Origin of the sequence: Frateuria sp. GZRR33, from assembly GCF_051900425.1 — a bacterium.
Classification (GTDB): Bacteria; Pseudomonadota; Gammaproteobacteria; order Xanthomonadales; family Rhodanobacteraceae; genus Frateuria_A.
In genome coordinates this window covers 224,152-247,819 of sequence record NZ_JBHZGK010000002.1, presented here as the reverse complement: position 1 = coordinate 247,819, position 23,668 = coordinate 224,152, and the positions used below count along the sequence as shown (strand labels likewise).

Below are 23,668 nucleotides of genomic sequence, written 5' to 3'. Positions count from 1 at the left end.
AACCTGGGCTCGTTTCACTCGCGGGGGAGGACCGCTCGCCCGGCTCGCTCTCCCCCCCGGGGAAAAGGGTGGGGTGAGGACCGGGGCTCGCGGGGAAGCCCGTCCATACGCTTGGGGTCCCGCGAGGGCTTCCCGCCGTCCCCCGCCGGCGCCCGGGAAAAAGCGCCCACACGCGTCCGGCATTGACCCACCGCCCTTGCCGGGACGACTCTTGCCTGACCGTCGAGGAGAAGCCCATGCATACCCGCGCCTCCGTTCCGACCAGCCCCGCGGCGAAGATCCTGTGGGCCTCGATTGCCCTCGTCGGTGCCTACTGCCTGGGCGTGGTCGCGCTGCGCCGCGGCGAGCCGATCAACGCGATCTGGCTGGTCGCCGCAGCGATCGCGGTGTTCGTGATCGGCTACCGCTTCTACGGCCGCTTCGTCGAACGGCACGTGCTGCAGCTCGACCCCAGCCGCGCCACGCCGGCGATGCGCCATCCGGACGGACTCGACTACGTGCCGACCGACAAGTGGGTGGTGTTCGGTCACCACTTCGCCGCCATTGCCGGCGCTGGTCCGCTGGTGGGTCCGGTGCTGGCGGCGCAGATGGGCTACCTGCCGGGCACGCTGTGGATCCTGTTCGGCGTGGTGTTCGCCGGCGCGGTGCAGGACTTCATGATCCTCGCGCTGTCGCTGCGCCGCGACGGCCGTTCGCTCGGTCACATGCTGCGCGAGGAACTGGGACCGCTGCCCGGCGTGGTGGCGATGTTCGGCGTGCTGGTGCTGATGATGATCGTGCTGGCGGTGCTCGCGCTGGTGGTGGTCAAGGCGCTCACGCACAGCCCGTGGGGCACCTTCACCGTGGCCGCGACGATCCCGATCGCGCTGCTGATGGGCGTGTACCTGCGCTGGCTGCGGCCGGGCCGCATTCTCGAAGTGTCGATCATCGGGCTGGTGCTGCTGCTCGGCTCGATCTGGCTGGGTCGCTTCGTGGCCGAGTCGGCCACGCTGGCGCCGCTTTTCGACTTCGACGCGAAGGCGCTGGCATGGCTGCTGATCGCGTACGGCTTCTGCGCCTCGGTGCTGCCGGTGTGGCTATTGCTGGCGCCGCGCGATTACCTGTCGACGTTCCTCAAGATCGGCACCATCGCGCTGTTGGCACTGGCCATCTTCCTTGCCGCGCCGACACTGCAGATGGCCGCGGTCACGCGCTTCATCGACGGCACCGGGCCGGTGTTCCAGGGCGACCTGTTCCCGTTCCTGTTCATCACGATCGCCTGCGGTGCGGTGTCGGGCTGGCACTCGATCATCGCCTCGGGCACCACGCCGAAACTGCTGGCCAACGAAGGCGAGGCGCGCCTGGTCGGCTACGGCGGCATGCTGATGGAGGCGTTCGTGGCGATCATGGCGCTGGTGGCGGCCGCGTCGCTGCATCCGGGCGTGTACTTCGCGATGAATTCGCCGGCGGCGCTGATCGGCATCACCGCCGAGCACGCCGCGCAGACCATCAGCCAGTGGGGCTTCGTGGTCACGCCCGACCAGCTTACGCAGACCGCGCGCGACATCGGCGAAGCGAGCGTGCTCTCGCGGGCCGGCGGCGCGCCCACGCTCGCGGTGGGCATGGCACGGCTGCTGCACGAGATCCTGCCCGGCGGCGGCATGATGGCGTTCTGGTACCACTACGCGATCCTGTTCGAGGCGCTGTTCATCCTGACCACGGTGGACGCCGGCACGCGCGTGGGCCGCTTCATGATCCAGGAGATCGCCGGCCTGATCCACAAGCCGCTGCAGCAGACCGAATCATGGACGGGCAACCTGTTCGCCACGGCGATCTGCGTGGGGCTGTGGGGTTACTTCCTCTACCAGGGCGCGGTCGATCCGCTGGGCGGCATCAACACGCTGTGGCCACTGTTCGGCATTGCCAACCAGATGCTGGCGGCGATCGCGTTGCTGCTGGCGACGGTAGTGGTGGTGAAGCTCAAGCGCGAGCGGTTCGTCTGGGTGCCGGGCATCCCGGCGGTCTGGCTGATCGTATGCACGCTGGCGGCAGGTTACGAAAAGCTGGCGGGGCCGATCAGCTTCACCGCGGCTGCGCAGAAGTATGCCGCTGCGGCCGCCGAGGGCCGATTGCTGGCGCCTGCGCACAACGTCGCCGAGATGCAGCGGATCGTCACCAACAACTACGTGGACTCGGCGCTGACCGGTTTGTTCATGCTGCTGGTGGTGGCGATGGTGGCCTTCACCCTGCGCACGATCGTGCGCGCCTGGCGTACCAACCACCCGACCGCGCACGAGGAGCCGTACGTGCCGGTCGACGCCGTTGCCGGGAGCACGCCATGAAGCGCTGGCTTCGCCTCGCCTGGTCGCGCGCCGTGCAGACCGCACGCCTGTGCTGCGGCGTGCCCGACTACGACACCTACGTACGCCACCTGCGCGAACACCATCCGGAGCGCCCGGTCCCGAGCTACGCGGCGTTCTTCCGCGAGCGCCAGGAGGCGCGCTACAAGGGCACCGGCGGACGCTGCTGCTGAGGCTCGCGTACCGTAGGGTGGGCATCAGCCCACCGCACGCCGCCGGAACGGTGGCTGATGCCCACCCTACGCGGAGCGGCCTGGAGCGCTACACCTCGTGATGGATCGCTTCCGCCTCCAGCGCCACGCTGCGCCTGGGCGCCAGCTCCACCAGGTACATCGCCCCCAGCACCAGCGCGCCGCCGGCGAGCATGCGCCAGCTCAGCGCATCCACGCCCAGCGCCACCGCGAAGCCCGCGGCGAACACCGGCTCGGTGGTCATCACGATCGCCGCGCGCGCGGGCGGCAGGTGCGCCTGCGCCCAGGTCTGCATCAGCATCGCACCCGCGCCGGCGACCAGCGCCATGTACAGCACCGCCAGCCACGCCGAGCCGTCGGGAGGCAGCGCCGGCCCTTGCGGCGCAGTGGCCAGCAGGCAGATCAGCGCGATCGCCACCACCTGCACCGCCGACATGCCGACCGCGTCCTGCTCGCGCGACCAGCGACCCAGGCCGACGATGTGCAACGCGTAGAGGGCCGCCGAGGCCAGCGTCAGCCACACGCCCAGGTCGATGGACACACCGTGCAGGGACAGCAGCGCCAGCCCCCCGGTCGCCAGCGCGACGGCAAGCCAGACGACGCCCGCGATGCGCTCACGCAGCAGCAGCCAGGCCAGGAGCGGCGTGAACACCACATACATGCCGGTGGCGAAGCCGCTGACGCTGGGCGCGATCAGCTTCAAACCCCAGGTCTGCAGCAACTGGGCAGCGCCGTAGACCAGGCCCAGCAGCAACGCCCGCGCGACCTGGCCACGCGGCAGCCGCCACACCGGGAGCGCGAACAGCAGCAGCATCGCCACCGCCGCCACGCTGAAGCGCACGGCCAGGAAGTCGACCACGCGCATGCGCCCGACCACGTCCTTGATCAGCACGAAGGTCGAGCCCCACACGGCGGTGAGGGCCAGCAGGCCGATGGTGGCGGCGAAGGTGCGGGGGCGGGTCGTCATGCGTAGTCGACGTTCTCTTGCGGGGATCGCTCGCGCGCGACCCCTGCGGCCATGTTGAAAAAACATCGCCCGCGAGCGGGCGCCTACGGGGTGCGGCGCCTGGCCCGGGACAAGCGCCGTAGCTGGCCAGGTACCTGCAGCGCGAAGTGTGCCCAGATGCCCAGCCAGACCACGCCCGCCACCAGCGGGTTGCGCGCAGCCGGATCGAACTTGCGGAACCAGCGCCACATGCCGCGATGCTTGTGCCGGCTGACGAACACCGGCCGGTGCCGGCTCGAACCGCCCTTGCCGTGCAGCACGCGCACGTCGCCGGCGAGCAGCACCGAGTAACCCGCATCGCGGGCGCGCCGGCACAGGTCCAGGTCCTCGCAGTGCAGGAAGTACGCCTCGTCGAAACCGCCCAGTTGCTCGAACACCTTGCGCGGCAGCAGCATGAGCGCGCCGGATACCGCTTCGGCGGTTACCACGCTGGCCGGAACGTCACCGTCGATGTTCATCCCGCCACGCGCGCCCAGCAGCGTCGCCAGCGCCGGGCGCAACAGTGGATCGCGCCGGTACGAGGCCGGATCGGGCGTGCCGTCGGCAGCGCACACCACGGCGCCGACGATGCCCGCCTGGGGATGCTCGTCGATGACGTCGAGCATGCGGGTCAGGGTGTCCGGTTCGAGCAGGCAGTCGGGGTTGAGCACCAGCAGGTGCTCGCCCTTCGCCACCGCGGCGGCACGGTTCACCGCCGGGCCGAAGCCGAGGTTGGCGTGGTTGTAGATCACCTTCAGCCGCGGCTCGTCAGCGTGCGCGCTTTCGATCGACTGCGGCACGCCGTCGGTCGAGCCGTTGTCGATCAGGATCAACTCGAGCGGCACCACGCTTTCGAGCACCCGCTGCGCGCAGTCGCGCAGCGAGGAGCCGCTGTCGGCGCACACCACGATCACGCTGACCGGAAGCGTCCTTGCGAGGGGAATGGGAGTAGACACCCGGCAAGTATGCGTGAGGGGCGGGGTGTGGAGAACTGCCTGCAGTTGCCCGCGAGCCCCGGCCCCTCACCCCAGCCCTCTCCCCGGAGGGGAGAGGGAGCCCGTTCGCCGCACGTCCATGCCTTCCGCTCCGGCCTTCCGCTCCGGCCTTTCGCTCCGGCCTTCCGCTCCGGCTTTTCGCCTTGGCCTTGGCTCCTCTGAAAAGTGCGCGCAGGAAGCGCGCTGCTCTACCCGGGTCCCCTATGGCGCGGCGGGCGGGTGGCGGATCAGCCCGCAGGGTGGCCGGCAGGACGCCGGCCAGTTTTTCGTCGGGGCAGGAAGCCCCGTCGAAAAACCCCGCCGCCCGCACGCGTACCCGAAGGGCGCGCCATCGGGGTGCCCTTCTCTTTGGTTACTTTCTCTTGGGCAAGCAAGAGAAAGTGACTCGGGCGCCAAAGGCGTCCGAAGGCTCTTGCTCTGAAGGAAACCTCAAGGCGAGCCCCCGCCCCTCACCCCAACCCTCTCCCCGGAGGGGAGAGGGAGCAGGATCAGTGGCGACCAAGCACCTCACGCCAAGCCATCGCCGGCCCCGCCTCTCGGGCGAGCCACGGGCCGTCATGCCAGCCGCACAACTCCCAGCCACGCAGGCGAGAAAGGCGTCCATGGTCACGGTCGAGCAGCGCAAGACCGCGCGACGTGCGTGCAACGAACCAGCGACCATCAGGGCTGAACGACGCGTGCGCCTGCACCCGCTCCACCGTCGCATCGGCCAGCACGAAGCGCCCCGCCTCCCAGCGCACCTCGCCCCCGCGCGGATCCGGGCACGTACCTTCCGACCACGCGGGCGGCACCAACTCGACCACCACCGCCCCGGGGCCGATTGGCGCCAGCGCGAGGCTCGGCCAGTCACGCAACTTCGGCTGCGCGGCCTGCTCGCGCCGCCCGCGATCGAGCCATGCCTCCAGCCCGGCCAGCAAGGTGAAGCCCGCCAACGCCCCCAGCAGCGCCATCGCCCAGGCAAACGCCTCGCCGCCCAGGGCGCGCTGCCCTGCGAACAGCACGCCCGGCAACCCCCAACGCAACGCCAGGCGCAACACGGGCGCGTGACTTTCCAGTCGATCGCTGCCGAACAGCAGCACCGCCGCCACCGACAGCAATAACGGCAGCCCCAGCCACCACGGCAGCAGCGCCAGCAGGAGCAGCCAGGCCGGCGCGAGGAGCCAACGTGTGGGCAACCCGGTCACGCCACCACCGCTCCCCCGGCACCGCCGGGAGAGAGAGGGATTGGAAAAGGGCTCGCCGTGCCAGACATGCGCCGACCTTACCGCGCGCGAGGGAGCCGCAACGTCAGCGGTCGGCTACGCGAAGCGCGTCCCTCAGCCGCACCACACCCGCGCGTTCCGGAACATGCGCATCCACGGCGAATCCTCGCCCCAGTTCTCCGGATGCCAGCTCAACTGAACGCTGCGGAACACGCGTTCCGGATGCGGCATCAGGATGGTCACGCGCCCGTCGGCGGCGGTGAAGCCGGCCAGGCCGCCGGGCGAGCCGTTCGGGTTGAGCGGGTAGTTCTCGGTCGGCCTGCCGCGGTTGTCGACGAAGCGCACCGCCGCCTGCGCCTTGGACGGGCTGCAGGCATAGGGGAAGCTGACCCGGCCCTCGCCGTGCGCCACCGCCACCGGAATGCGCGAGCCGGCCATGCCCTTGAAGAACAGGCTGGGCGAGTCGAGCACTTCGAGCGTCGCCAGGCGCGCCTCGTACTGTTCCGAAGCGTTGCGCACGAACTTCGGCCAGTGCCTGGCGCCAGGGATGATGTCCTTCAGCTGCGAGAGCATCTGGCAACCGTTGCAGGCGCCCAGCGCGAACTTCGACGGGTCGCTGAAGAACGCCTCGAACTGCGCGCGCATCGCCTCGTTGTAGAGGATCGAGGTGGCCCAGCCGCGGCCGGCGCCCAGCACGTCGCCGTAGGAGAAGCCACCGCAGGCGGCGAAGCCGCGGAAGTCGGCCAGCTTGTGGCGACCGGCCGCGAGGTCGGACATGTGCACGTCCACTGCGTCGAAACCGGCGCGGGTGAACGCGGCGGCCATCTCGACCTGGCCGTTGACGCCCTGCTCGCGCAGGATCGCCACACGCGGGCGCGCGCCGCGGGCGATGTACGGCGCGGCGACATCCTCGGCCGGATTGAACGTGAGCTTGGGGTTTACGCCCGGGTCGGCGTCGTCCAGCCGCCATTCGCACTCGGCATCGGCGCTGGCGGGATTGTCGCGCAGGCGCTGCATGGCGTGGCTGGTCTGGTTCCAGGCGCCGAGCAATTGCGTCCAGTTCCACTTGAAGACGGCATCGTCGCCCAGGTAAAGCTTGATGCCGAGCTTCTCCTTCGGACGGCCGATGCGGTGGCTCATGCCGGCCAGGCCGTGCTTGACCAGCAGCGCCTCGAACGCTTCGCGATTGGCGCTGGCCACCTGCAACACGGCGCCGAGTTCCTCGTTGAACAGCGCGCGCAGCGTGGCCTCGGCCCAGCCGTCCAGGTGAATCTGCAGGCCGCAGTGGCCAGCGAAGGCCATTTCCAGCAGGGTCACCAGCACGCCGCCGTCGGAGCGGTCGTGGTAGGCGAGCACCAGGCCGGCGCGGTTGGCCTCCTGCACCAGTTCGAACAGCGCGCGCAGGCGCTTTGGATCGTCCAGGTCCGGCGGCACGCCGCCGGCGCGGTTGAACACCTGGGTCAGCGCGGAACCGCCCAGGCGATCGCGCCCGGCGCCGAGGTCGATCAGCCACAACTCGGAATCGCCACGGTCGAGCTTGAGCTGCGGCGTGAGCGTGCGGCGTACGTCGTCGACGCGGGCAAAGCCGGTGATGACCAGCGACACCGGCGCGACCGTACGCTGCGGCTGGTCGCCGTCCTGCCACACGGTCTGCATGGAGAGCGAGTCCTTGCCGACCGGGATGGCGATGTCGAGCGCGGGGCACAGCTCCATGCCGACTGCCTTGACCGCGTCGAACAGCGCCGCATCCTCGCCCGGGTGGTTGACCGCGGCCATCCAGTTGGCCGACAGGCGGATCTCGCCCAGCGAAGCGATCGGCGCGGCGGCCAGGTTGGTGATCGCCTCGCCCACGGCCAGCCGCGCGGCATCGGCGCTGTTGAGCAACGCTACGGGCGCGCGCTCGGCCATGGCCATCGCCTCGCCCTGGTAGCCGTCGAAGTCGGTGAGCGTGACGGCGCAGTCCGCCACCGGCACCTGCCACGGGCCGACCATCGGGTCGCGATGGTTGAGGCCGCCGACAGTGCGGTCGCCGATGGTGATCAGGAAGTTCTTGCTGCCCACGGTGGGCAGGCGCAGCACGCGCTGCACCGCCTCGTCCATGCCGATGCCGGAGAGGTCCGGCAGCAGGTCCACGCGCGGCTTGATCCGCTGCGCGTCGCGGTGCATGCGCGGCGGCTTGCCGAACAGCACGTCCATCGGCAGATCGATCACGGTGAGGTTGCGGCGCGGGTCGGTCACCCGCAACGTGCGCTCGGCGGTGGCGGTGCCGACCACCGCGTACGGGCAGCGCTCGCGCTTGCAGTAGGCCTCGAACTCGGCGAGGTTTTCCTGCGCGATGCCGAGCACGTAGCGCTCCTGCGACTCGTTGCTCCACACCTGCATGGGCGAGAGCGACGGGTCGTCGCAGGGCACCCTGGAGAGGTCGATCTGGCCGCCGACGCCGGCGTCGTTGAGCAATTCGGGAATGGCGTTGGACAGGCCACCGGCGCCGACGTCGTGGATGCTGACGATCGGGTTGTGCTCGCCACGCATCCAGCAACTGTCGATCACCTGCTGGCAGCGCCGCTCCATCTCGGCGTTGTCGCGCTGCACCGAGGCGAAGTCGAGCTCGGCGCTGGAGGCGCCCGAGGCCACCGAGGAAGCCGCGCCACCGCCCAGGCCGATCAACATCGCCGGGCCGCCCAGCACGATCACCGCGTGGCCCGGCTGGATGTCGCGCTTCTGCACGTGGTCGTGGCGGATGTTGGCCAGACCGCCGGCGATCATGATCGGCTTGTCGTAGCCGCGGCGCACGCCGGCTTCGCCGGTCTCGTGCTCGTAGGTGCGGAAGTAGCCTCCCAGGCACGGCCGGCCGAATTCGTTGTTGAACGCAGCGGCGCCGAGCGGCCCGTCACGCATGATCTCGAACGCGCTGGCCATGCGCGGCGGCAACGGGCGATCGACTTCCCACGGCTGCGGCGCGCCCGGGATGCGCAGGTCCGACACCGAGAAGCCGGTCAGGCCGGCCTTGGGCTTGGCGCCGCGGCCGGTGGCGCCCTCGTCGCGGATCTCGCCGCCGGCGCCGGTGGCCGCACCCGGCCAGGGCGCGATCGCGGTCGGGTGGTTGTGCGTCTCGACCTTGATTGCGTAGTCGACCTGTTCGTCGTGCGCGCGCCAGGTGCCTTCGCCATCGGTGAGGAAGCGATGGGCCGTGTGGCCCTCGATCACGGCCGCGTTGTCCTTGTAGGCCGAGAGCGTGTGCGCCGGGGAGCACTGGTGGGTGTGCTTGATCATGGCGAACAGGCTCTTGTCCTGTGCTTCGCCGTCGATCGTCCAGCTCGCGTTGAACACCTTGTGGCGGCAATGCTCGGAGTTGGCCTGCGCGAACATGAACAGCTCGGCGTCGGTCGGGTCGCGGCCCAGTTCCGCGTAGCGCTCGGCGAGGTAGTCGATCTCGTCGTCGGCCAGTGCCAGGCCCAGGCGCGCGTTGGCGGCGGCCAGCGCCTCGCGCGCCGCGCCGCCGAGCTCGACGTGCACCAGGTCGCCCGGCGTGCCGGCCAGGAACAGGCCCTGCGCTTGCGCCAGGTCGGTCAGCACCGATTCGGTCATCGGATCGTGCAGCACGGCCAGCACCGCCACGTAATCGGGCGTACCCGCAGCCGGCAGGCCGGCGACCTGCCAGGCCACGCCGCGCTCGACGCGGCGCACGTCGAAGCCGGCGCCGTGCAGGATGTCGGTGGCCTTGCTCGACCACGGCGAGATGGTGCCCAGCCGTGGCACCGTCCACAGGGTGGCGGACTCGGGCGTGGCGTCCTTGGCTTCCAGCACTTCGAGCAGGCGCTTGCGCTCGGCGCCTTCGGGCGCGTGGCCGGCGTCGAGCACGTAGACGAACCAGACAGCCTGCACGCGCGCGCCGCGGTGCACCGCGTCGAGGCGGGCGTTCAGGCGTTCAAGGCGAAACGGCGAAAGGGCGCTCTGCCCGTCGAAAGCGATCATGCGGGGGGATTCGGCGCTGAAGGGAAGCGCCCTATTCTACCCGATGCGACCGGGCGGCCCATCCAGCCCACCAATCCAAGCAGACCGATCCTTGAGTGTAGGAGCGCCCTTGGGCGCGACCGCCATCCCGGTCGCGCCCAAGGGCGCTCCCACAGGGATCAGCTGCCTTTTTCTAGCATCTTCAATAGCTTGTCCGGCGTGACGTAACCGCCCAGCACCATCCCGTCGGGTCCCAGCACCATCGGCGTGCCGGTGACGCCGAGCTTGACGCCCAGGTCGAACTCGTCCTTGACCGGATTGGCGCACTCGGCGGGCTTGGGCGCCTTGCCCTGCTTGGCGGCGGTGAACGCGGCCTTGCGGTCGGCGGCGCACCAGACCGAGACCATTTCCTTGTACGTGTCGGTGGGGGCGCCGGCGGTATCGGTCACGCCCTCGCGCGGCCAGGCCAGGTATTCCACCGCGATGCCTTCGTCGTTGAACTGCTTGATGTGCGAATGGAACATGCGGCAATAGCCGCAGTTGACGTCGGAGAACACGGTCACCGTGTACTTCGGGTGCGGCGGCGCGAACACGATCCGCTGGGACGCCGGCACCTTGGCCAGTTCGGCCTTGCGGAAGCCCGCCCAGGCGCGTTCGCTCAGGTTCTCCCTGGCGGCCAGGTCGACCACGTCGCCATTGAGCATGTACTTGCCGTCGGCACTGACATAGACCAGTTGTCCGGAGGCAATCACCTGGTAAAAGCCCGGCAGCGGCGAGGCCGTGATCTGGTCGATCTGCACGCCCGGGGCGAGCTTCTTCAGGGCCGCGCTGACAACCTGCCCGGCGGACGGATCGGTCGCGCTGCCGGTGGCGGCGTCCTGGCGGTCCGCCGCGCAGGCGGCGAGCGCGAAGGCGCTGGCGAGCAGCGCGACGGAGAGTTTCTTGAACATCGGAACCTCGCGGCCGCGTGGGGAAAGCGGCGATCGGCCGATTCTGGCACAGCCGGGATAAGCGGGAGCTTACGAGCCCCGGAACCCCGCAGGCCTGGCTTCAGCCTGGCCGGATCGTCTGCGTCAGCCGCGAGGGTGGTGTTTCGCGTGCAGGCGCTTCAGGCCTTCCTTCGCCACCAGCGTGTAGATCTGCGTGGTGCTGAGCGAGGCATGCCCCAGCAGCAGCTGCAGCGCGCGCAGGTCGGCGCCGTGGTTGAGCAGATGGGTGGCGAAGGAGTGGCGCAGCACATGCGGGGAGATGCGTTTGCCCTCGATGCCGACCGCCAGCGCGTGCCGCTTGACCAGCGTCCAGAACATCTGCCGCGTCATGCCCTCGCCGCGCCGGCTGAGGAACAGCGCCGCCGGCTGGCGGCCTTTTGCGAGCTGCGGCCGTGCGTCGGCGAGATAGGCCTCGATGCGCTCGAGCGCGACTTCGCCGACCGGCACCAGGCGGTCCTTGCCGCCCTTGCCGGTAATCCGCAGCACGCCCTGGCGCGTGTTGAGCGCGGCCAGCGGGAGCTCGACCAGCTCCGACACGCGCAGGCCGGAGGCGTACATCAGCTCGAGCATCGCGCGGTCGCGCAGGCCGAGGGTGGAATCCACGTCCGGTGCGGCCAGGAGCGCCTCGATCTCGCGCTCGGCCAGCGCCTTGGGCAGGCTGCGTGGCATGCGCGGGCGCTCGATCAGCAGCGTGGGGTCCTCGAAACCCGGGGTGTCGCGCGCGAGCTGGCCGTAATAGCGCCGGAACGCCGACTGGCGCCGCGCCATCGAACGGACCGCCGCCGGCTGGCTGCCGTGGAACGCCGACAGGTCCTCGCGGCGCGCCGTCTGCAGGCCGCGCCCGCGCGAGGCGAGCCAGCGCGCCAGTCCCTCCAGGTCCTGCCGATAGGCTTCCAGGGTGCGGTCGGCCAGGCCGTCTTCCGACCAGACCCGTTCAAGGAACGCGGCGATGCTGCGCTGGTCGGCTTCGGCGATACTTGCGCTCTTTTCCTCCATGCGCAGATGCTCGCCGCGGTTCGCGACGGGCGCAAGCGAAACGCCGATGACCCGATCGCACGACCCCGCTGCCCTTCCCTGCCCGCTGTGGCGCCGCCTCGCCGCGCTGGTCTACGACCTGCTCGCCGTGGTAGCGATCGTGATGGTGGTGGGGCTGTTGTGCCAGCTCGCCACCGGCGGCCAGGTGGTGGCCGCTGGCACGCATCCGGCGATCGCGTGGTGGTACCAGCCGCTGCAGGGCCTGGTCGTGGGCGCGTATTTCGTCATCTCGTGGCTGCGCGGCGGGCAGACGCTCGGCATGCGGCCGTGGCGCCTCCGTCTGGTGACCGCCGACGGCGGGAAGCTGCGGCCGGGACAGGCCTTGCGGCGGGTGGTCGTCGCCGCGCTGCCGTTGCTGTTGCTCGGGCTGGCGCCGTGGCTGGGCCTGCGGGGCGCGGTGTGGGCGGTGCTCATCGGCTGGGCGGTGTGGTTCGCGCCCGCGCTGTTCGACCCACGCCGCCGCACGCTGCACGACGTGGCCGCCGCGACCGAGCTGCGGCAGATCGGTTAGCCGTTTCACATCCGCCGCGGCCGCGCTTGCTGTACAAAGCCTCATGGCCACTCCCGCCCCCATCCGCAGCGATGCCGAGCTGCTCCGCGTCAACCGCGGCTTCTACGAAGCGCTGTGGGCGCAGGCGCGGCTGGTCGATCCCGAGCGTTTCAACACCTGGCCGCTGTTGCGCGAGCTGGCCGCGGCGGCGCCGCGCCGGCTCGAGGTTGCCCCCGGCCTGCGTCCGCGCCTGCCGCTGGATGGCACCTGCTTCGTCGACCTGAGCCACGCGGCGCTGCGCCAGTTGCGTGCGCGCGGGGCCAGCGCCATGCACGGCATGATCGGTGCGCTGCCCTGCGCCGATGCCCGATTCGACCTGGTGTGCGCCTTCGACATCCTCGAGCACGTCGCCGACGATGAAGGCGCCTTGCGCGAGCTCGCGCGCGTGGCGGCGCCAGGGGCGACGCTGTTGCTGTCGGTGCCCCTGCACGCCGACGCCTGGACGGCGTTCGACGAGTTCGTCGGACACTGCCGGCGTTACGAGCCGGAGGCGATCGAGGCCAAACTTGCCGCACACGGGTTTGCGCTGGAACGCAGCGCGATCTACGGCATGCAGCCCAAATCCTCGCGCTTGCTCGACCTGGGGCAGTGGTTCCTGACCCATCGGCGCGAGCGCGCGATGTGGTGGTACAACCATGTGTTCATGCCGCTGGGGCTCAAGTTCCAGAAGCCGCTGCAGTGGCGCGAAGGGTTGTCCCAGGTGGACGGCGTGGACGAAGTGCTGCTGATTTGCCGTCGGCGCGGCGGCTGAGGCAGGCGTTACGACTCGGCCGTCTGCCGCAGTGCAGCATCCGCGGGACAAAGCCACTAGAATGCTGCTTTGTCCTGCATGACCCGGTCGCCATGCTCTACCAAATCCACGAATGGCAGCGCGCCTTCATGGGCCCGATGAGCTACTTCGCGCAGGCCAGCGCGAAGATGTTCAGCGAGCCAGGCAGCCTGCTTGCGCAGTGGCCGGGGGCGGCGCGCTGGGCAGCCGGCTGCGAGCTGATGTACCGGCTGGGCAAGGATTACGAGAAGCCGGCGTTCGGCATCCACGAGATCCAGGCCCATGGCTACACCGTCGCGGTGGTGGAACAGACCGCGCTGGAACTGCCGTTCTGCCGGTTGAGGCGGTTCAAGCGCTACAGCGACAACCCCGAGGTGATCGAGGCGATGCGCCGCCAGCCGGTGGTGCTGGTGGTGGCGCCGCTCTCGGGCCACCACGCGACGCTGCTGCGCGACACCGTGCGAACGCTGCTGCGCGACCACAAGGTCTATGTCACCGACTGGGTCGACGCGCGCATGGTGCCGGCCGAGGCGGGCATGTTCCGGCTGGACGACTACGTGGCCTACGTCGAGCGCTTCATCCGCCACATCGGCGCGAGCGATCTGCACGTGGTCTCGGTGTGCCAGCCGACCGTGCCGGTGCTGGCCGCGGTATCGCTCATGGCCGCGCGCGGGGAGGAGACGCCACGCAGCCTGGTCATGATGGGCGGCCCGATCGACCCGCGCCGCAGCCCCACAAGCGTCAACGACCTGGCCACCACCCAGCCGTTGTCCTGGTTCGAAGCCAACCTGATCCACACCGTGCCGGCCAACTATCCGGGGCGCGGGCGCAAGGTCTACCCGGGCTTCCTGCAACACGCCGGTTTCGTGGCGATGAATCCGGGCCGCCATCTGTCATCGCACTGGGATTTCTATCTCGATCTGCTGCGTGGCGACCTGGACGACGCCGAGGCACACCGGCGCTTCTACGACGAATACAACGCCGTGCTGGACATGCCGGCCGGGTATTACCTGGACACCATCGGCACGGTGTTCCAGCAATGCCTGCTGCCGCGCGGCCTGTGGGACGTGGCCGGCGAGCGCGTGGATCCGGGCGCCATCACGCGCAGCGCGCTGCTCACCATCGAGGGCGAGCTGGACGACATCTCCGGTCTGGGCCAGACCGAGGCGGCGCACGCGCTGTGCACCGGCATCCCGGCGAAGCGGCACGCGCACCGCGTGATCGAAGGCGCCGGCCACTACGGCATCTTCAGCGGCCGGCGCTGGCGCGAAACGGTGTATCCACAGGTGCGCGACTTCATCCGTCACCACGCGGCACGGCCACCGCGCCGGACGCCTCAGCGCAAGGGGTGAGCCTCGACGCCCTGCCGCGTCATCCTCACCGGAAGGATGCGGCCGCGGGCGTCGAACTCCAGCCGATCGATGCAGACCACGCGGTGGTTGGCGGCCGTTTCGCCCCTGGGGCGCCGGTGGTAGACGATGTACCAGCGACCATCGGGCGTGTGCAGCAGCGAGTGGTGGCCGGCGCCGGTGGCGATGGAGGGGTCCTGTTCGAGGATCTTGCCGATGCGGCGGAACGGACCTAGCGGCGAATCGCCAATCGCATAGGCCACCGAGTAGTCCGGCCCGGTCCAGCCACCCTCCGACCACATCAGGTAATAGCGGCCGTCGCGCTTGAACATCATCGGGCCTTCGACGTAGTGCTCGGGCGTGATCTCCTTGAACACCGTGCCGTCCGCGAAGGGCATGAGCCCGGTGAAGTCGTCCTTCAGCCGCGCGATGTTGGCGTGCTTCCAGCCACCGTAGATCAGGTAGTACTGGCCGTCGTCGTCGCGGAATACCGACTGGTCGATCGGCTGCGCGCCGTTGTGGAAGGCGCCGACCAGCGGCTTGCCCAGCAGGTCGCGGAACGGGCCCTGCGGGTGGTCGGCCACCGCCACGCCGATGCCGCCTACCTCGCGGTCGCTCTGGATGTCGTTGGCAGCGAAGAAGAGGTAGTAGCGCCCACCCTTGGCGACCACGGCCGGCGCCCACATCGCGCTTCTGGCCCAATGGATCGCACGCACGTCGAGCACGTGCGGATGGCGCGTCCATCGCACCAGGTCCGGCGAGGAAAAGGCATCGATGAAGAGCTGGCGATCGTAGTCGTCCGACCAGGTCGGGTAGATCCAGTAGGTCTTGCCGAAGATCGCCGCCTCCGGGTCCGCGTACCACCCCGGGATGACCGGGTTGCCGGCGTGCATCCGGGCGCCACGGGCCACTTCAGCCGCAACAACCGGGCAGGCCGGCACGAGGGCCAGCAAGGCTGCGATCAGCAGCCGCGTGCCCCGCAGGCGAGCCGCTGCCCTCCGACCGATCACGCTGCCTGTCCGCCCAAGAACCGGGCAAACGCCTCGACCGTGCGGGCGATACCGGCGTCGTCGACGTCCAGGTGGGTCACCAACCGCAGCGTCGGCAGGTAGCCGATGCTGATGCGGATGCCGGCCTCGCGCAGATGCACGTCCAGCTCGCGCAGCCGCTCGGCGGGCACCTCGACGAAGACCATGTTGGTGTGCTGGCCGAGCAGGCGCAGGCCCGGCACGGCTTCGAGCTGCCGTGCCAGGGTGACGGCGCGGGCGTGGTCGTCGGCCAGCCGCGCGACGTGGTGATCGAGGGCGTACAGGCCAGCCGCCGCCAGCATGCCGGCCTGGCGCCAGCCGCCACCGGTGACCTTGCGCCAGCGCCGCGCCTTGTCGATCAGCGCCGCGGAGCCCACCAGCACCGAACCCACCGGTGCGCCGAGCCCCTTGGAGAGGCACACCGACACGCTGTCGAAGTGCCGCGCGATCTCGCGCGCGGGCACGCCCGCCGCCACCGCCGCGTTGTACAGGCGGGCGCCGTCCAGGTGGAACGCAAGGCCGCGTTCGCGGGCGAAATCGCGCGCAGCCCGGAGGTACTCCATCGGCAACACGCGGCCATGCCACGTGTTCTCCAGCGCCAGCAGGCGCGTGCGGGCGAAGTGCGGATCGACCGGCTTGATCGCGGCCGCCACCCGGTCCAGCGGCAGCGAACCGTCGGCGTCCTGAACGATCGGCTGGGGCTGGATCGAACCGAGCACCGCCGCACCACCGCCCTCGAACTTGTAGGTGTGCGCGTCCATGCCCACGATGTACTCGTCGCCGCGTTCGCAATGCGACATCAGTGCCAGCAGGTTCGACTGCGTGCCGCTGGGTACGAACAACCCAGCCTCGAAGCCGAGCTCGCCGGCCAGGCGCTGCTGCAGGGCATTGACGGCGGGGTCCTCGCCGTACACGTCGTCCCCCACCGGGGCGTCCAGCATGGCCGCACGCATGGCGGGCGTGGGCCTGGTTACCGTATCGCTGCGCAGGTCGACCCAGTCCACATTGTGCTCCCGGCAAAGGAGGCAGCTTCGCGCGCGGTCTGGCCTGAAGCAAGCGGGCACAAAAAACCCGCGACGGGCGCGGGTGAAGATGGTGGGTCGTCCGAGACTCGAACTCGGGACCAATAGATTAAAAGTCTACTGCTCTACCAACTGAGCTAACGACCCATCAGGCGAACGGGCGATTTTAAGGTTTGCGCGCGGGGCGCACAAGCAAAGCGCCGGCCGCACGGCCTGACGCACGGTGGGCATGAGCCCGCCGCGCCCTTCGGAAGGCCTGGTGTGGGCCAAAGCCCCACCCAACGGATCAGGCGTATCGGGTGGGGTCGGCGAGGCCAGCGTTGCGGAACCCCTCGGCGCGCAGATGGCAGGCATCGCAGTGCCCGCAGGCACGGCCCTGGGCGTCGGCCTGGTAGCAACTGACCGTCTGCGCGAAGTCCACGCCCAGGCGCCCACCCTCGCGGGCGATGTCGGCCTTGCTCATGCGCATCAGCGGCGCATGGATGCGCAGGCCCGCACCCTCCACACCGGCCTTGGTGGCGACGTTGGCCAGTTGCTCGAAGGCATCGATGAAGGCGGGCCGGCAATCGGGATACCCGGAGTAGTCGACCGCATTGACGCCGCAGAAGATGTCGTTGGCGCCGAGTACCTCGGCCCAGCCCAGCGCGATCGACAGCATGATCGTGTTGCGCGCAGGCACGTAGGTCACGGGGATGCCTTCGCCGCCCCCGCTCCTTGCGAGATCGGTGGGCACGTCGATGTCGGCGGTGAGCGCGGAGCCGCCAATGCTGCGCAGGTCCACCTGCACGGTCTTGTGCGCGAGCGCCCCGGTCGCGCGGGCAACCCGCTCGGCCGCTTCCAGCTCGGAGCCGTGGCGCTGGCCGTAAGCGACGCTCAGCGCGTACACGGCAAAGCCCTGTTCGCGCGCGATGGCCAGGGTGACGGCGGAGTCCATGCCGCCGGAGACGAGCACGACGGCCTTGCGCGAGATGGTTTCGGACATGGAACGGTTCCTTGCGTACGGCCGGTCACCGGCCGGAGAGCACTCGCGGCGTCACAGGCCACGGTACGTTGCCCGCCCTTGAGGCAGGCGTGAGAGCTTCAATGTCCCGCCGCGTCGTTCCACAGCAGCTTGTGCAACTGCAGCTGGAAGCGCACCGGCAGACGGTCCTCGATGATCCATTCGGCGAGGTCGCGCGGTTCGACCGCTCCGTGCACGGGCGAGAACAGCACCATGCAGCGCCGGTCGAGCGCATGCTCGGCCACCACGTCGCGCGCCCACTCGTAGTCGCCGCGACTGGCGATGACGAACTTGATCTGGTCGTGCGGCAGCAGGTGCTCGAGATTGCTCCACAGGTTGCGCGCGCTTTCGCCCGAATCGGGCGCCTTGAGGTCCATGACCTTGCGTACGCGCGGGTCGACCGTGGACACGTCCAGCGCGCCGGAGGTCTCCAGCGACACCTCGTAGCCGGCGTCGCACAGGCGGCGCAGCAGGATCAGGCAGCGCTTCTGCGCCAGCGGCTCGCCGCCGGTGACGCAGACATGGTGCGCGCCGTGGCGGGCGACTTCGGCGAGGATGTCGTCGATCGCATGCCACTGCCCGCCGTGGAAGGAATACTCGGTGTCGCACCAGACGCAGCGCAGCGGGCAGCCGGTCAGGCGCACGAACACGGTGCGCCAGCCGATCGCGTCGGCCTCGCCCTGGATCGAGTGGAAGATCTCGGTGATGCGCAGGCGTTCGGCCACCGCCGGCACGGCGGGCGGCGCGCCCGCGTCACTACCCATCACCCGACCCTCAGCGGATCGCCGATTGCAGCTGCAGTCGGCGCAGGCGTTCCTGCGCCAGGCTGGCGGCGCGGGAGTCGGGGTACTTGCTGGTGACCTGCTGCAGCGTGGCCTTGCCGGCATCGGTCTGCTTGAGCTCGAGCTGGCTGTAGCCGACCTTGAGCAGCGCGTCGGGCGCCTTCTCGCTCTGCGGGAACTGGCTCAGGAGCCGCTGGAAAGCCTCCAGCGCCACCGGGTAGTTCATGGTCACGTAGTAGGACTCGCCGAGCCAGTACCAGGCGTTGGGCGTGAGCGTGTTGTCCGGGTACTGCTGGATGAAGCTGCGGAAGCCGCGCGAGGCCTGCGCGTAGTCGCCGCCACGCAGCGCCTGGAAGGCGGTGTCGTAGGCGGCCTGCGCGTTGGCGTCGGGCGCCGCAGCGGGCGCGCTGCTGCCGCTGGCCGGAGTGGCGGCGGGCGCCTGTGCCGGAGTGGCCGGGGTCGCCGCGGCAGCGGCCGAACCGGCGGAGGCCGGAGCGCTGCCCGCGGGCGTGGAATTCGTGCCGGCGCCATGGCCCTCGAGGCGGCCGAGCCGCGAGTCGAGATCGATGTACTGCGCCTTGTTCTTTTCTTCGAGCTGCTGGAGGGTGTGTTGCAGCTCCTCGACCTGGCCCTGCAACTGCTGCACCTGCGATTGCAGCTGCTGCACCTGGTTGACCAGGCTGGTACCGCCCTGGTTCTGGGCCTGCGCCTGTTGCTCCAGCCGCGACACGCGGTCGGCGAGGCTCAAGCGGGAGTCCTGTGCCAGGGCCGGAACGGCAATGAGCATGGCGGACGCAAACGCGCCCGCCATGCCGAGCCTGGCCGAAAAACGCTTAGCCAGTGCGCTCTTCATTACTTCGCCGTGTAGACGATCTCGACGCGGCGGTTCTTGCTCCAGCAATCCTCGTTGTGCTCACGGCACACCGGCTTTTCCTTGCCGTAGGAGATCACTTCGACCTGGCTGGCCGAGCCGCCGTTGGCCTGCAGGGCGTCGGACACGGCATTGCCGCGGCGCTCGCCCAGGCCCAGGTTGTACTCGCGGGTGCCGCGCTCGTCGGTGTTGCCTTCCAGGCGGATGTGCGATTCCGGACGGTCCTGCAGGTACTTGGCGTGGCAAGCCATGATCTGCTGGAACTCCGGCTTGATCTCGGTCTTGTCGAAATCGAAGTACACGACGCGCTGACGCAGGCAGGCGTCGGTGTCGAGGTCGGCCGGGGTGTACTTGTTGCTCTCCGGGGCCGGCTGGGTCGTCGGCTGCGGCTCCGGCTGGGGCTGCGGCTTGACTTCCTGCTTCTTCGAGCAAGCGGCTGCGCCGATGCACAGCAGGGCGACCAGGGCGACGCGAGCGGTCTTATTCATGGGTGACGTTCCTTCAAAACGGGTTTGAGTTCCGACAGTCAATATGACGATTGCGGTGTTGGGACAGTGATCGCCGGTGGTCCGGCTTGTTCTGTGACGCTTGGTGTTACCGCGGGCCAGTCGCTGCTCGCGCCTGGCAACCGTTGGCTGGACGCCTGGACCGCGCCCCGCCATAAGCGAAATGGCGCCGTAGCGCCGTTTCGGCCCATTCCATGGGCATTCCGCCGGAGCGCTTGCGCGCCCCAACGGACAAAAAACTCAACGCTTCCGGTACGGCCCCCAGGCCGGCTCGCGGACATCCCCGTCGGACAGCACGAGGCGCTGGCGGACCTGGCCATCGGCCGAAACGGCATACAGCACGCCGCGGCGCCCTTCCGTGGCCGCGTACAACAGCATGCTGGCGTTCGGTGCGAAACTCGGGGAGTCGTCAATCGGGCCGGGGGAGATGAAACGCACCTGCCCACCCAGACTGCGATCCATGATGGCAATACGATACACGTTCCCATTGCCCTGCACCATGGCGATCAGCTTGCCGTCGAAGCTGACGTCGGCGTTGGCGTTATTCTGCCCTTCGAAGCTGATGCGGGTGGGCGAGCCGCCGGTGGCGGACATCTGGTAGATCTGCGGCCGGCCAGAGCGGTCGGAGGTGAAGTAGAGGCTCTGCCCGTCGGCCGACCAGGTCGGCTCGGTATCGATCGACAGGCTGTTGGTCAGACGCGTCTCATGGCGCGAAGCCATGTCGATCACGAAGATCTCGGGGTTGCCCACGAACGACAGCGACACCGCCAGCTTGCTGCCGTCGGGCGACCAGGCCGGGGCGCCGTTGATGCCTTTCTTGTGCGAGGCGACCAGCTGGCGCGAACCGGTGGTGATGTCCTGCACGTAGACCTGCGAGTTGCCGCTCTCGAAGGAGACGTAGGCGATCTTGGTGCCGTCCGGCGACCACGAGGGGGACAACAGCGACTCGCGCGAGCGGGCCACCACCTGCGGGTTGTAGCCGTCCGAATCGGCCACGATCAGCGAATAGGTGGTGTTGTTGCCCAGGCCCACGGCCGTGATGTAGGCAATGCGGGTCCAGAACGCGCCGCGCACGCCGGTGATCTTCTCGTAGATCTGGTCGGCGATCTGGTGGGCCACGCCGCGCAGGTCCCCGGCCGGCGCGGTGAACGCCTGGGCCAGCAGGCTCTGCTGCTTGTTGACGTCCCACAACTCGTACTCGACGCGCAGCAAGCCGCCGCCGGCGTCACTGATGCGCCCGACCGTGATGTAGTCCTGCTTGAGCAGGCGCCAGGTGGCGAACTTGATGTCGGCGCCGCGCGAGGGCGATTCGACGATCTCGCTCTTGGCCAGCGCGCGGAACTTGCCCGAGCGGTTGAAATCGTTGCGAATGACGTCGGCGACGTCGGTCGGCAGCGGCGCGCCACCGTTCTGCGCGAACGGCACGACCACGATCGGGGTCGCCGTCTTGACGCCGCCGACGATGTCCACGTTGAGCGCCTGCGCACCCGCGGGTCCGGCGACGAGGGCGGCCAGACACAGCACGGCAAGGGCGAAGAGCGATTTCAAGTTGGGCATGAACGTCTCACTGCGGCCTGAAGGTAAGGGTCAATTCGCGACTGAAGACGCTCTCGAACCCCTTGTACGGCAAGGTTTTGGTCCTGAGCACGGCGTTTTCGATCGAGCGCTTGCCCGCGTCGTCGTACGGGCAGCTCGAATCGACCTTCGCACTCATCACATCGCCCCCTACCAACTGGACGATATGCACCTTGCACGGAACATCCGGCATGTTATCCGGACGTAACCAGTTGGGCGTGACCGCATTCTGAATGGCCGCTGCATATTGGTCGGCCAGGGAGCTGTTCTGGGCGTTGTTGCCGGTCTGGCGCTGGGCCGCGTGCGGCACGTCGGACAGGCCCTCGTCCTTGGCGTCCTTGAGATCTTCCAGCTGCTGCTTGGCCTGCTTGGCGCGGTTTTCCGCCTTCTGGCGCGCCGCGGCGGCCGCGTCCATCTTGGCGAACAGCTCGTCCAGCTGCTTCTTCTGCTCTTCCTTCTTCTTGGCCGCCTGGGCGTCCAGCTCGGCCTGGCGCTGGCGCTGCTTCTCTTCCTGCTCCTTCTTGGCTTCCTCGGCCTTCTCAAGCGCGTCGGCCACGATCTTTTCCTGGTCGACCGTGTCCGGATGCTCCGGCGGCGGCGGCAGGGTCTTGATCTCCGGCGGCGGCGTTTTGACGTCCGGCGGCGTCACCGTGGGCGGCGGCGGGATGGTCGGCACGGGCTTGGCCTTCTTCTGCGCCTTCGGCGGCGGCGCGCCGGTCGGGCCGATCAACGTGGCCTCGATCACCGGGCCTTGCAGCTCCAGCGGCTTGGAACAGGTGATCGGGTTCCAGCTCGCCGGCAGATGCAGGGTGCTGAACAGGCTTTCATAGAACGAGCACGGCACGATCGCCAGCGCAAGGAAGCCGACGATGCCAAGGTGCAGGACGGCGGAAAGCAGGACCGCCGTGGAAGTGCCCTTATTTTCCCGCATTGTCCGCGCCCGACCCCTGCGGCTGGCTCATCAGGCCGACCTTGCTGACGCCGGCCTGCTGCAGATCGGCCAGCACCTGGTAGACGCCTTCGTACTTGCCTTCGCGGTCGCCGGCCACCAGCACGCTGACGTCCGGGTTGGCCTTGACGAAGGCGCCGACCTTGGCCTGCATGGTGGCGACGTCGACCGGCTCCTTCTTGGCGCCCTCGAGGGTCAGGAACAGGTTGCCCTCGGCGTCGACCGACACGATCACCGGGTTCTTCTTGTCGGCCAGCGACTTGGCGTTGGCCTGCGGCAGGTTGACGTCGACGTTCGCGTTCATCATCGGCGCGGTGACCATGAAGATGATCAGCAGCACCAGCATCACGTCGATGTACGGCACGACGTTGATCTCGGACTTGAGCTTCATGCGCTTGTGGCGCGCGGCGTTTCGCATGGCCATGGACTTGCCCTCGTCAGGCCACTTCGTCGGTCTGGATCTGCCGCTGCAGGACCGAGGAGAACTCTTCCTGGAAGACTTCGTAGCGCGAGGCCACGCGCTCGACCTTGTTGGCGTAGCGGTTGTACGCCCACACCGCGGGAATGGCGGCGAACAGGCCCATGGCGGTGGCGATCAGCGCCTCGGAGATGTGCGGCGCCACGACGGCGATGGTGACGTCCTTGACCTCGCCCAGGCCCTGGAAGGCACCCATGATGCCCCACACGGTGCCGAACAGGCCGACGTACGGGCTGATCGAACCGACGTTGGCGAGGAACTCCAGGTTGCGCTCGAGCAGGCCGATTTCGCGCGTGCCGGCCACGCGCATGGCGCGCTCGGTGCCCTCCATGACGATGCGCACGTCATAGGTCTTGCGCTGGCGCTGGCGGGCGAACTCGCGGAAGCCCGATTCGAAGATCGTCTCCATGCCGCCGTTGTCGGCGCCACGGCCGCTGACCTCGCGGAACAGGCCGGCCAGGTCGCCGCCGGACCAGAAACGTTCCTCGAACGCCTCGGCGTTTTCCATCGCCGCCTTCATCTGCGTGTACTTGCGGATGATGATGACCCAAGACAGGAAGGAGAACACCAGCAGCAGCAGCATCACCAGCTGCACGGGCAGGCTGGCCTCGGCGACCAGCTTGAAAATGTTCAATCCACCGTTCATGGCTTGGGGGTTCTCCGGGGCGTGCTTTTCAAAGGGCGAAGCGTCAGGGGGCAAGGCCGGGGATGAGGTCGGCCGGGATCGGCGCCGGGCGCATGCGGTTCAAGTCCACGCAGGCGACCCGCACCTGGGCGCGGACCAGCTCCGTGCCGTCCGCACGGCCGATCGCTTGATCGAACAGGATACTGGCTGAACGCGACGCTTTGACGTTCACCGTCACCGACAATTCATCATCCAGCAGGGCCGGACGCAGGAAATCCAGCTCCATGGCGCGCACCATGAAGGCCAGTCCGGTGGCCTCGCGGAAGGCCGACTGGTCCACCCCCTTCGCGCGCAGCCACTCGCTGCGGGCGCGCTCCAGGAAACGCAGGTAACTGGCGTGGTAGACCACGCCGCCGGCGTCGGTGTCTTCCCAATAGACGCGGACGGGCCAAATGAAGGGGGGCATGATGGATA

The 23,668-nt window shown here is 69.0% G+C and carries 22 protein-coding genes and 1 tRNA gene; 5 read left to right on the top strand and 18 right to left on the bottom strand.

Annotated elements, in window-relative coordinates:
* Window positions 1-236 precede the first annotated feature (236 nt).
* Together ACFWZU_RS03525 and ACFWZU_RS03520 are read left to right on the top strand one after the other, a co-directional pair.
* Entirely contained in the window at window positions 237-2,321 is a 2,085-nt protein-coding gene (locus ACFWZU_RS03525; protein ID WP_439700026.1) for a carbon starvation CstA family protein, read from the top strand.
* Complete coding sequence (locus ACFWZU_RS03520; protein WP_439700025.1) at window positions 2,318-2,512, top strand: YbdD/YjiX family protein; 195 nt, start codon at window positions 2,318-2,320, stop codon at window positions 2,510-2,512. Before ACFWZU_RS03525 ends, ACFWZU_RS03520 begins: the two co-directional genes overlap by 4 nt.
* Window positions 2,513-2,600: 88 nt before the next feature.
* Here the strand turns inward: ACFWZU_RS03520 and ACFWZU_RS03515 are convergent, their stop codons facing one another.
* From ACFWZU_RS03515 to xerD, 6 genes are all read right to left on the bottom strand, one after another.
* Window positions 2,601-3,497, bottom strand: coding sequence for a DMT family transporter (locus tag ACFWZU_RS03515; RefSeq protein WP_439700024.1), 897 nt, complete (start codon window positions 3,495-3,497; stop codon window positions 2,601-2,603).
* Window positions 3,498-3,580: 83 nt separating this feature from the next.
* Window positions 3,581-4,429 carry a glycosyltransferase family 2 protein gene (locus ACFWZU_RS03510; protein WP_439700023.1) on the bottom strand — a complete coding sequence of 283 codons (849 nt, stop codon included), beginning with the start codon at window positions 4,427-4,429 and terminating at the stop codon, window positions 3,581-3,583.
* A 569-nt stretch (window positions 4,430-4,998) separates the two neighbouring features.
* On the bottom strand, window positions 4,999-5,694 hold the full coding sequence (locus tag ACFWZU_RS03505) for a hypothetical protein (protein WP_439700022.1): 696 nt from the start codon (window positions 5,692-5,694) through the stop codon (window positions 4,999-5,001).
* A 132-nt stretch (window positions 5,695-5,826) separates the two neighbouring features.
* The gene (purL, locus tag ACFWZU_RS03500) at window positions 5,827-9,687 is read right to left on the bottom strand and encodes a phosphoribosylformylglycinamidine synthase (RefSeq protein ID WP_439700021.1); all 3,861 of its coding nucleotides are present in this window, start codon (window positions 9,685-9,687) and stop codon (window positions 5,827-5,829) included.
* 158 nt (window positions 9,688-9,845) lie between these two features.
* Window positions 9,846-10,616, bottom strand: coding sequence for a DsbC family protein (locus tag ACFWZU_RS03495; protein WP_439700020.1), 771 nt, complete (start codon window positions 10,614-10,616; stop codon window positions 9,846-9,848).
* A 123-nt stretch (window positions 10,617-10,739) separates the two neighbouring features.
* Complete coding sequence (gene xerD, locus ACFWZU_RS03490; protein ID WP_439700019.1) at window positions 10,740-11,651, bottom strand: site-specific tyrosine recombinase XerD; 912 nt, start codon at window positions 11,649-11,651, stop codon at window positions 10,740-10,742.
* Window positions 11,652-11,697: 46 nt separating this feature from the next.
* Here xerD and ACFWZU_RS03485 point away from each other — a divergent pair, with 46 nt between their 5' ends.
* From ACFWZU_RS03485 to ACFWZU_RS03475, 3 genes are all read left to right on the top strand, one after another.
* A complete protein-coding gene (locus tag ACFWZU_RS03485; protein ID WP_439700018.1) occupies window positions 11,698-12,201 on the top strand; it encodes an RDD family protein in 504 nt (167 codons plus the stop codon).
* A 43-nt stretch (window positions 12,202-12,244) separates the two neighbouring features.
* Entirely contained in the window at window positions 12,245-12,991 is a 747-nt protein-coding gene (locus ACFWZU_RS03480; RefSeq protein ID WP_439700017.1) for a class I SAM-dependent methyltransferase, read from the top strand.
* Window positions 12,992-13,083: 92 nt separating this feature from the next.
* Window positions 13,084-14,361: a polyhydroxyalkanoate depolymerase gene (locus ACFWZU_RS03475; RefSeq protein ID WP_439700016.1), complete on the top strand. Its 1,278-nt coding sequence runs from the start codon at window positions 13,084-13,086 to the stop codon at window positions 14,359-14,361.
* Here the strand turns inward: ACFWZU_RS03475 and ACFWZU_RS03470 are convergent.
* The 12 genes from ACFWZU_RS03470 to ybgC all read right to left on the bottom strand — a co-directional run bounded on the left by ACFWZU_RS03470 (window position 14,346) and on the right by ybgC (window position 23,660).
* Window positions 14,346-15,251, bottom strand: a complete 906-nt coding sequence (locus tag ACFWZU_RS03470; RefSeq protein WP_439700015.1) for a glycoside hydrolase family 43 protein — start codon at window positions 15,249-15,251, stop codon at window positions 14,346-14,348. The genes ACFWZU_RS03475 and ACFWZU_RS03470 overlap by 16 nt on opposite strands.
* A gap of 113 nt (window positions 15,252-15,364) precedes the next feature.
* Window positions 15,365-16,390 carry a low-specificity L-threonine aldolase gene (gene ltaE / locus ACFWZU_RS03465; protein WP_439700014.1) on the bottom strand — a complete coding sequence of 342 codons (1,026 nt, stop codon included), beginning with the start codon at window positions 16,388-16,390 and terminating at the stop codon, window positions 15,365-15,367.
* Window positions 16,391-16,479: 89 nt separating this feature from the next.
* Window positions 16,480-16,555, bottom strand: a tRNA-Lys gene (locus ACFWZU_RS03460).
* A 139-nt stretch (window positions 16,556-16,694) separates the two neighbouring features.
* The gene (queC, locus tag ACFWZU_RS03455; protein WP_439700013.1) at window positions 16,695-17,390 is read right to left on the bottom strand and encodes a 7-cyano-7-deazaguanine synthase QueC; all 696 of its coding nucleotides are present in this window, start codon (window positions 17,388-17,390) and stop codon (window positions 16,695-16,697) included.
* A 98-nt stretch (window positions 17,391-17,488) separates the two neighbouring features.
* Window positions 17,489-18,172, bottom strand: a complete 684-nt coding sequence (gene queE, locus ACFWZU_RS03450) for a 7-carboxy-7-deazaguanine synthase QueE (RefSeq protein WP_439700012.1) — start codon at window positions 18,170-18,172, stop codon at window positions 17,489-17,491.
* A 10-nt stretch (window positions 18,173-18,182) separates the two neighbouring features.
* On the bottom strand, window positions 18,183-19,043 hold the full coding sequence (gene ybgF / locus ACFWZU_RS03445) for a tol-pal system protein YbgF (RefSeq protein WP_439700011.1): 861 nt from the start codon (window positions 19,041-19,043) through the stop codon (window positions 18,183-18,185).
* The gene (gene pal, locus ACFWZU_RS03440; RefSeq protein ID WP_439700010.1) at window positions 19,043-19,549 is read right to left on the bottom strand and encodes a peptidoglycan-associated lipoprotein Pal; all 507 of its coding nucleotides are present in this window, start codon (window positions 19,547-19,549) and stop codon (window positions 19,043-19,045) included. The genes ybgF and pal overlap by 1 nt, the downstream gene beginning before the upstream one ends.
* 258 nt (window positions 19,550-19,807) lie before the next feature.
* A complete protein-coding gene (gene tolB / locus ACFWZU_RS03435) occupies window positions 19,808-21,124 on the bottom strand; it encodes a Tol-Pal system beta propeller repeat protein TolB (RefSeq protein ID WP_439700009.1) in 1,317 nt (438 codons plus the stop codon).
* A 7-nt stretch (window positions 21,125-21,131) separates the two neighbouring features.
* Window positions 21,132-22,073, bottom strand: a complete 942-nt coding sequence (gene tolA, locus ACFWZU_RS03430; RefSeq protein ID WP_439700008.1) for a cell envelope integrity protein TolA — start codon at window positions 22,071-22,073, stop codon at window positions 21,132-21,134.
* Window positions 22,060-22,509 (bottom strand): protein TolR, encoded by a 450-nt coding sequence (tolR, locus tag ACFWZU_RS03425; RefSeq protein ID WP_439700173.1) that lies wholly within the window; start codon window positions 22,507-22,509, stop codon window positions 22,060-22,062. Before tolR ends, tolA begins: the two co-directional genes overlap by 14 nt.
* Window positions 22,510-22,528: 19 nt before the next feature.
* Window positions 22,529-23,215, bottom strand: a complete 687-nt coding sequence (gene tolQ / locus ACFWZU_RS03420) for a protein TolQ (protein WP_439700007.1) — start codon at window positions 23,213-23,215, stop codon at window positions 22,529-22,531.
* 43 nt (window positions 23,216-23,258) lie between these two features.
* Window positions 23,259-23,660, bottom strand: a complete 402-nt coding sequence (ybgC, locus tag ACFWZU_RS03415) for a tol-pal system-associated acyl-CoA thioesterase (protein WP_439700006.1) — start codon at window positions 23,658-23,660, stop codon at window positions 23,259-23,261.
* Window positions 23,661-23,668: the final 8 nt, after the last annotated feature.

What these genes read in the sequence shown, in the direction of transcription:
- ACFWZU_RS03525 (WP_439700026.1), top strand. Translation starts at nt 237, where the DNA reads ATGCATACCCGCGCCTCCGTTCCGACCAGCCCCGCGGCGAAGATCCTG.
- ACFWZU_RS03520 (WP_439700025.1), top strand. Translation starts at nt 2,318, where the DNA reads ATGAAGCGCTGGCTTCGCCTCGCCTGGTCGCGCGCCGTGCAGACCGCA.
- ACFWZU_RS03515 (WP_439700024.1), bottom strand. Translation starts at nt 3,497, where the DNA reads ATGACGACCCGCCCCCGCACCTTCGCCGCCACCATCGGCCTGCTGGCC.
- purL (WP_439700021.1), bottom strand. Translation starts at nt 9,687, where the DNA reads ATGATCGCTTTCGACGGGCAGAGCGCCCTTTCGCCGTTTCGCCTTGAA.
- ACFWZU_RS03495 (WP_439700020.1), bottom strand. Translation starts at nt 10,616, where the DNA reads ATGTTCAAGAAACTCTCCGTCGCGCTGCTCGCCAGCGCCTTCGCGCTC.
- xerD (WP_439700019.1), bottom strand. Translation starts at nt 11,651, where the DNA reads ATGGAGGAAAAGAGCGCAAGTATCGCCGAAGCCGACCAGCGCAGCATC.
- ACFWZU_RS03485 (WP_439700018.1), top strand. Translation starts at nt 11,698, where the DNA reads ATGACCCGATCGCACGACCCCGCTGCCCTTCCCTGCCCGCTGTGGCGC.
- ACFWZU_RS03480 (WP_439700017.1), top strand. Translation starts at nt 12,245, where the DNA reads ATGGCCACTCCCGCCCCCATCCGCAGCGATGCCGAGCTGCTCCGCGTC.
- ACFWZU_RS03475 (WP_439700016.1), top strand. Translation starts at nt 13,084, where the DNA reads ATGCTCTACCAAATCCACGAATGGCAGCGCGCCTTCATGGGCCCGATG.
- ACFWZU_RS03470 (WP_439700015.1), bottom strand. Translation starts at nt 15,251, where the DNA reads ATGCACGCCGGCAACCCGGTCATCCCGGGGTGGTACGCGGACCCGGAG.
- queC (WP_439700013.1), bottom strand. Translation starts at nt 17,390, where the DNA reads ATGTCCGAAACCATCTCGCGCAAGGCCGTCGTGCTCGTCTCCGGCGGC.
- queE (WP_439700012.1), bottom strand. Translation starts at nt 18,172, where the DNA reads ATGGGTAGTGACGCGGGCGCGCCGCCCGCCGTGCCGGCGGTGGCCGAA.
- ybgF (WP_439700011.1), bottom strand. Translation starts at nt 19,043, where the DNA reads ATGAAGAGCGCACTGGCTAAGCGTTTTTCGGCCAGGCTCGGCATGGCG.
- pal (WP_439700010.1), bottom strand. Translation starts at nt 19,549, where the DNA reads ATGAATAAGACCGCTCGCGTCGCCCTGGTCGCCCTGCTGTGCATCGGC.
- tolB (WP_439700009.1), bottom strand. Translation starts at nt 21,124, where the DNA reads ATGCCCAACTTGAAATCGCTCTTCGCCCTTGCCGTGCTGTGTCTGGCC.
- tolA (WP_439700008.1), bottom strand. Translation starts at nt 22,073, where the DNA reads ATGCGGGAAAATAAGGGCACTTCCACGGCGGTCCTGCTTTCCGCCGTC.
- tolR (WP_439700173.1), bottom strand. Translation starts at nt 22,509, where the DNA reads ATGCGAAACGCCGCGCGCCACAAGCGCATGAAGCTCAAGTCCGAGATC.
- tolQ (WP_439700007.1), bottom strand. Translation starts at nt 23,215, where the DNA reads ATGAACGGTGGATTGAACATTTTCAAGCTGGTCGCCGAGGCCAGCCTG.
- ybgC (WP_439700006.1), bottom strand. Translation starts at nt 23,660, where the DNA reads ATGCCCCCCTTCATTTGGCCCGTCCGCGTCTATTGGGAAGACACCGAC.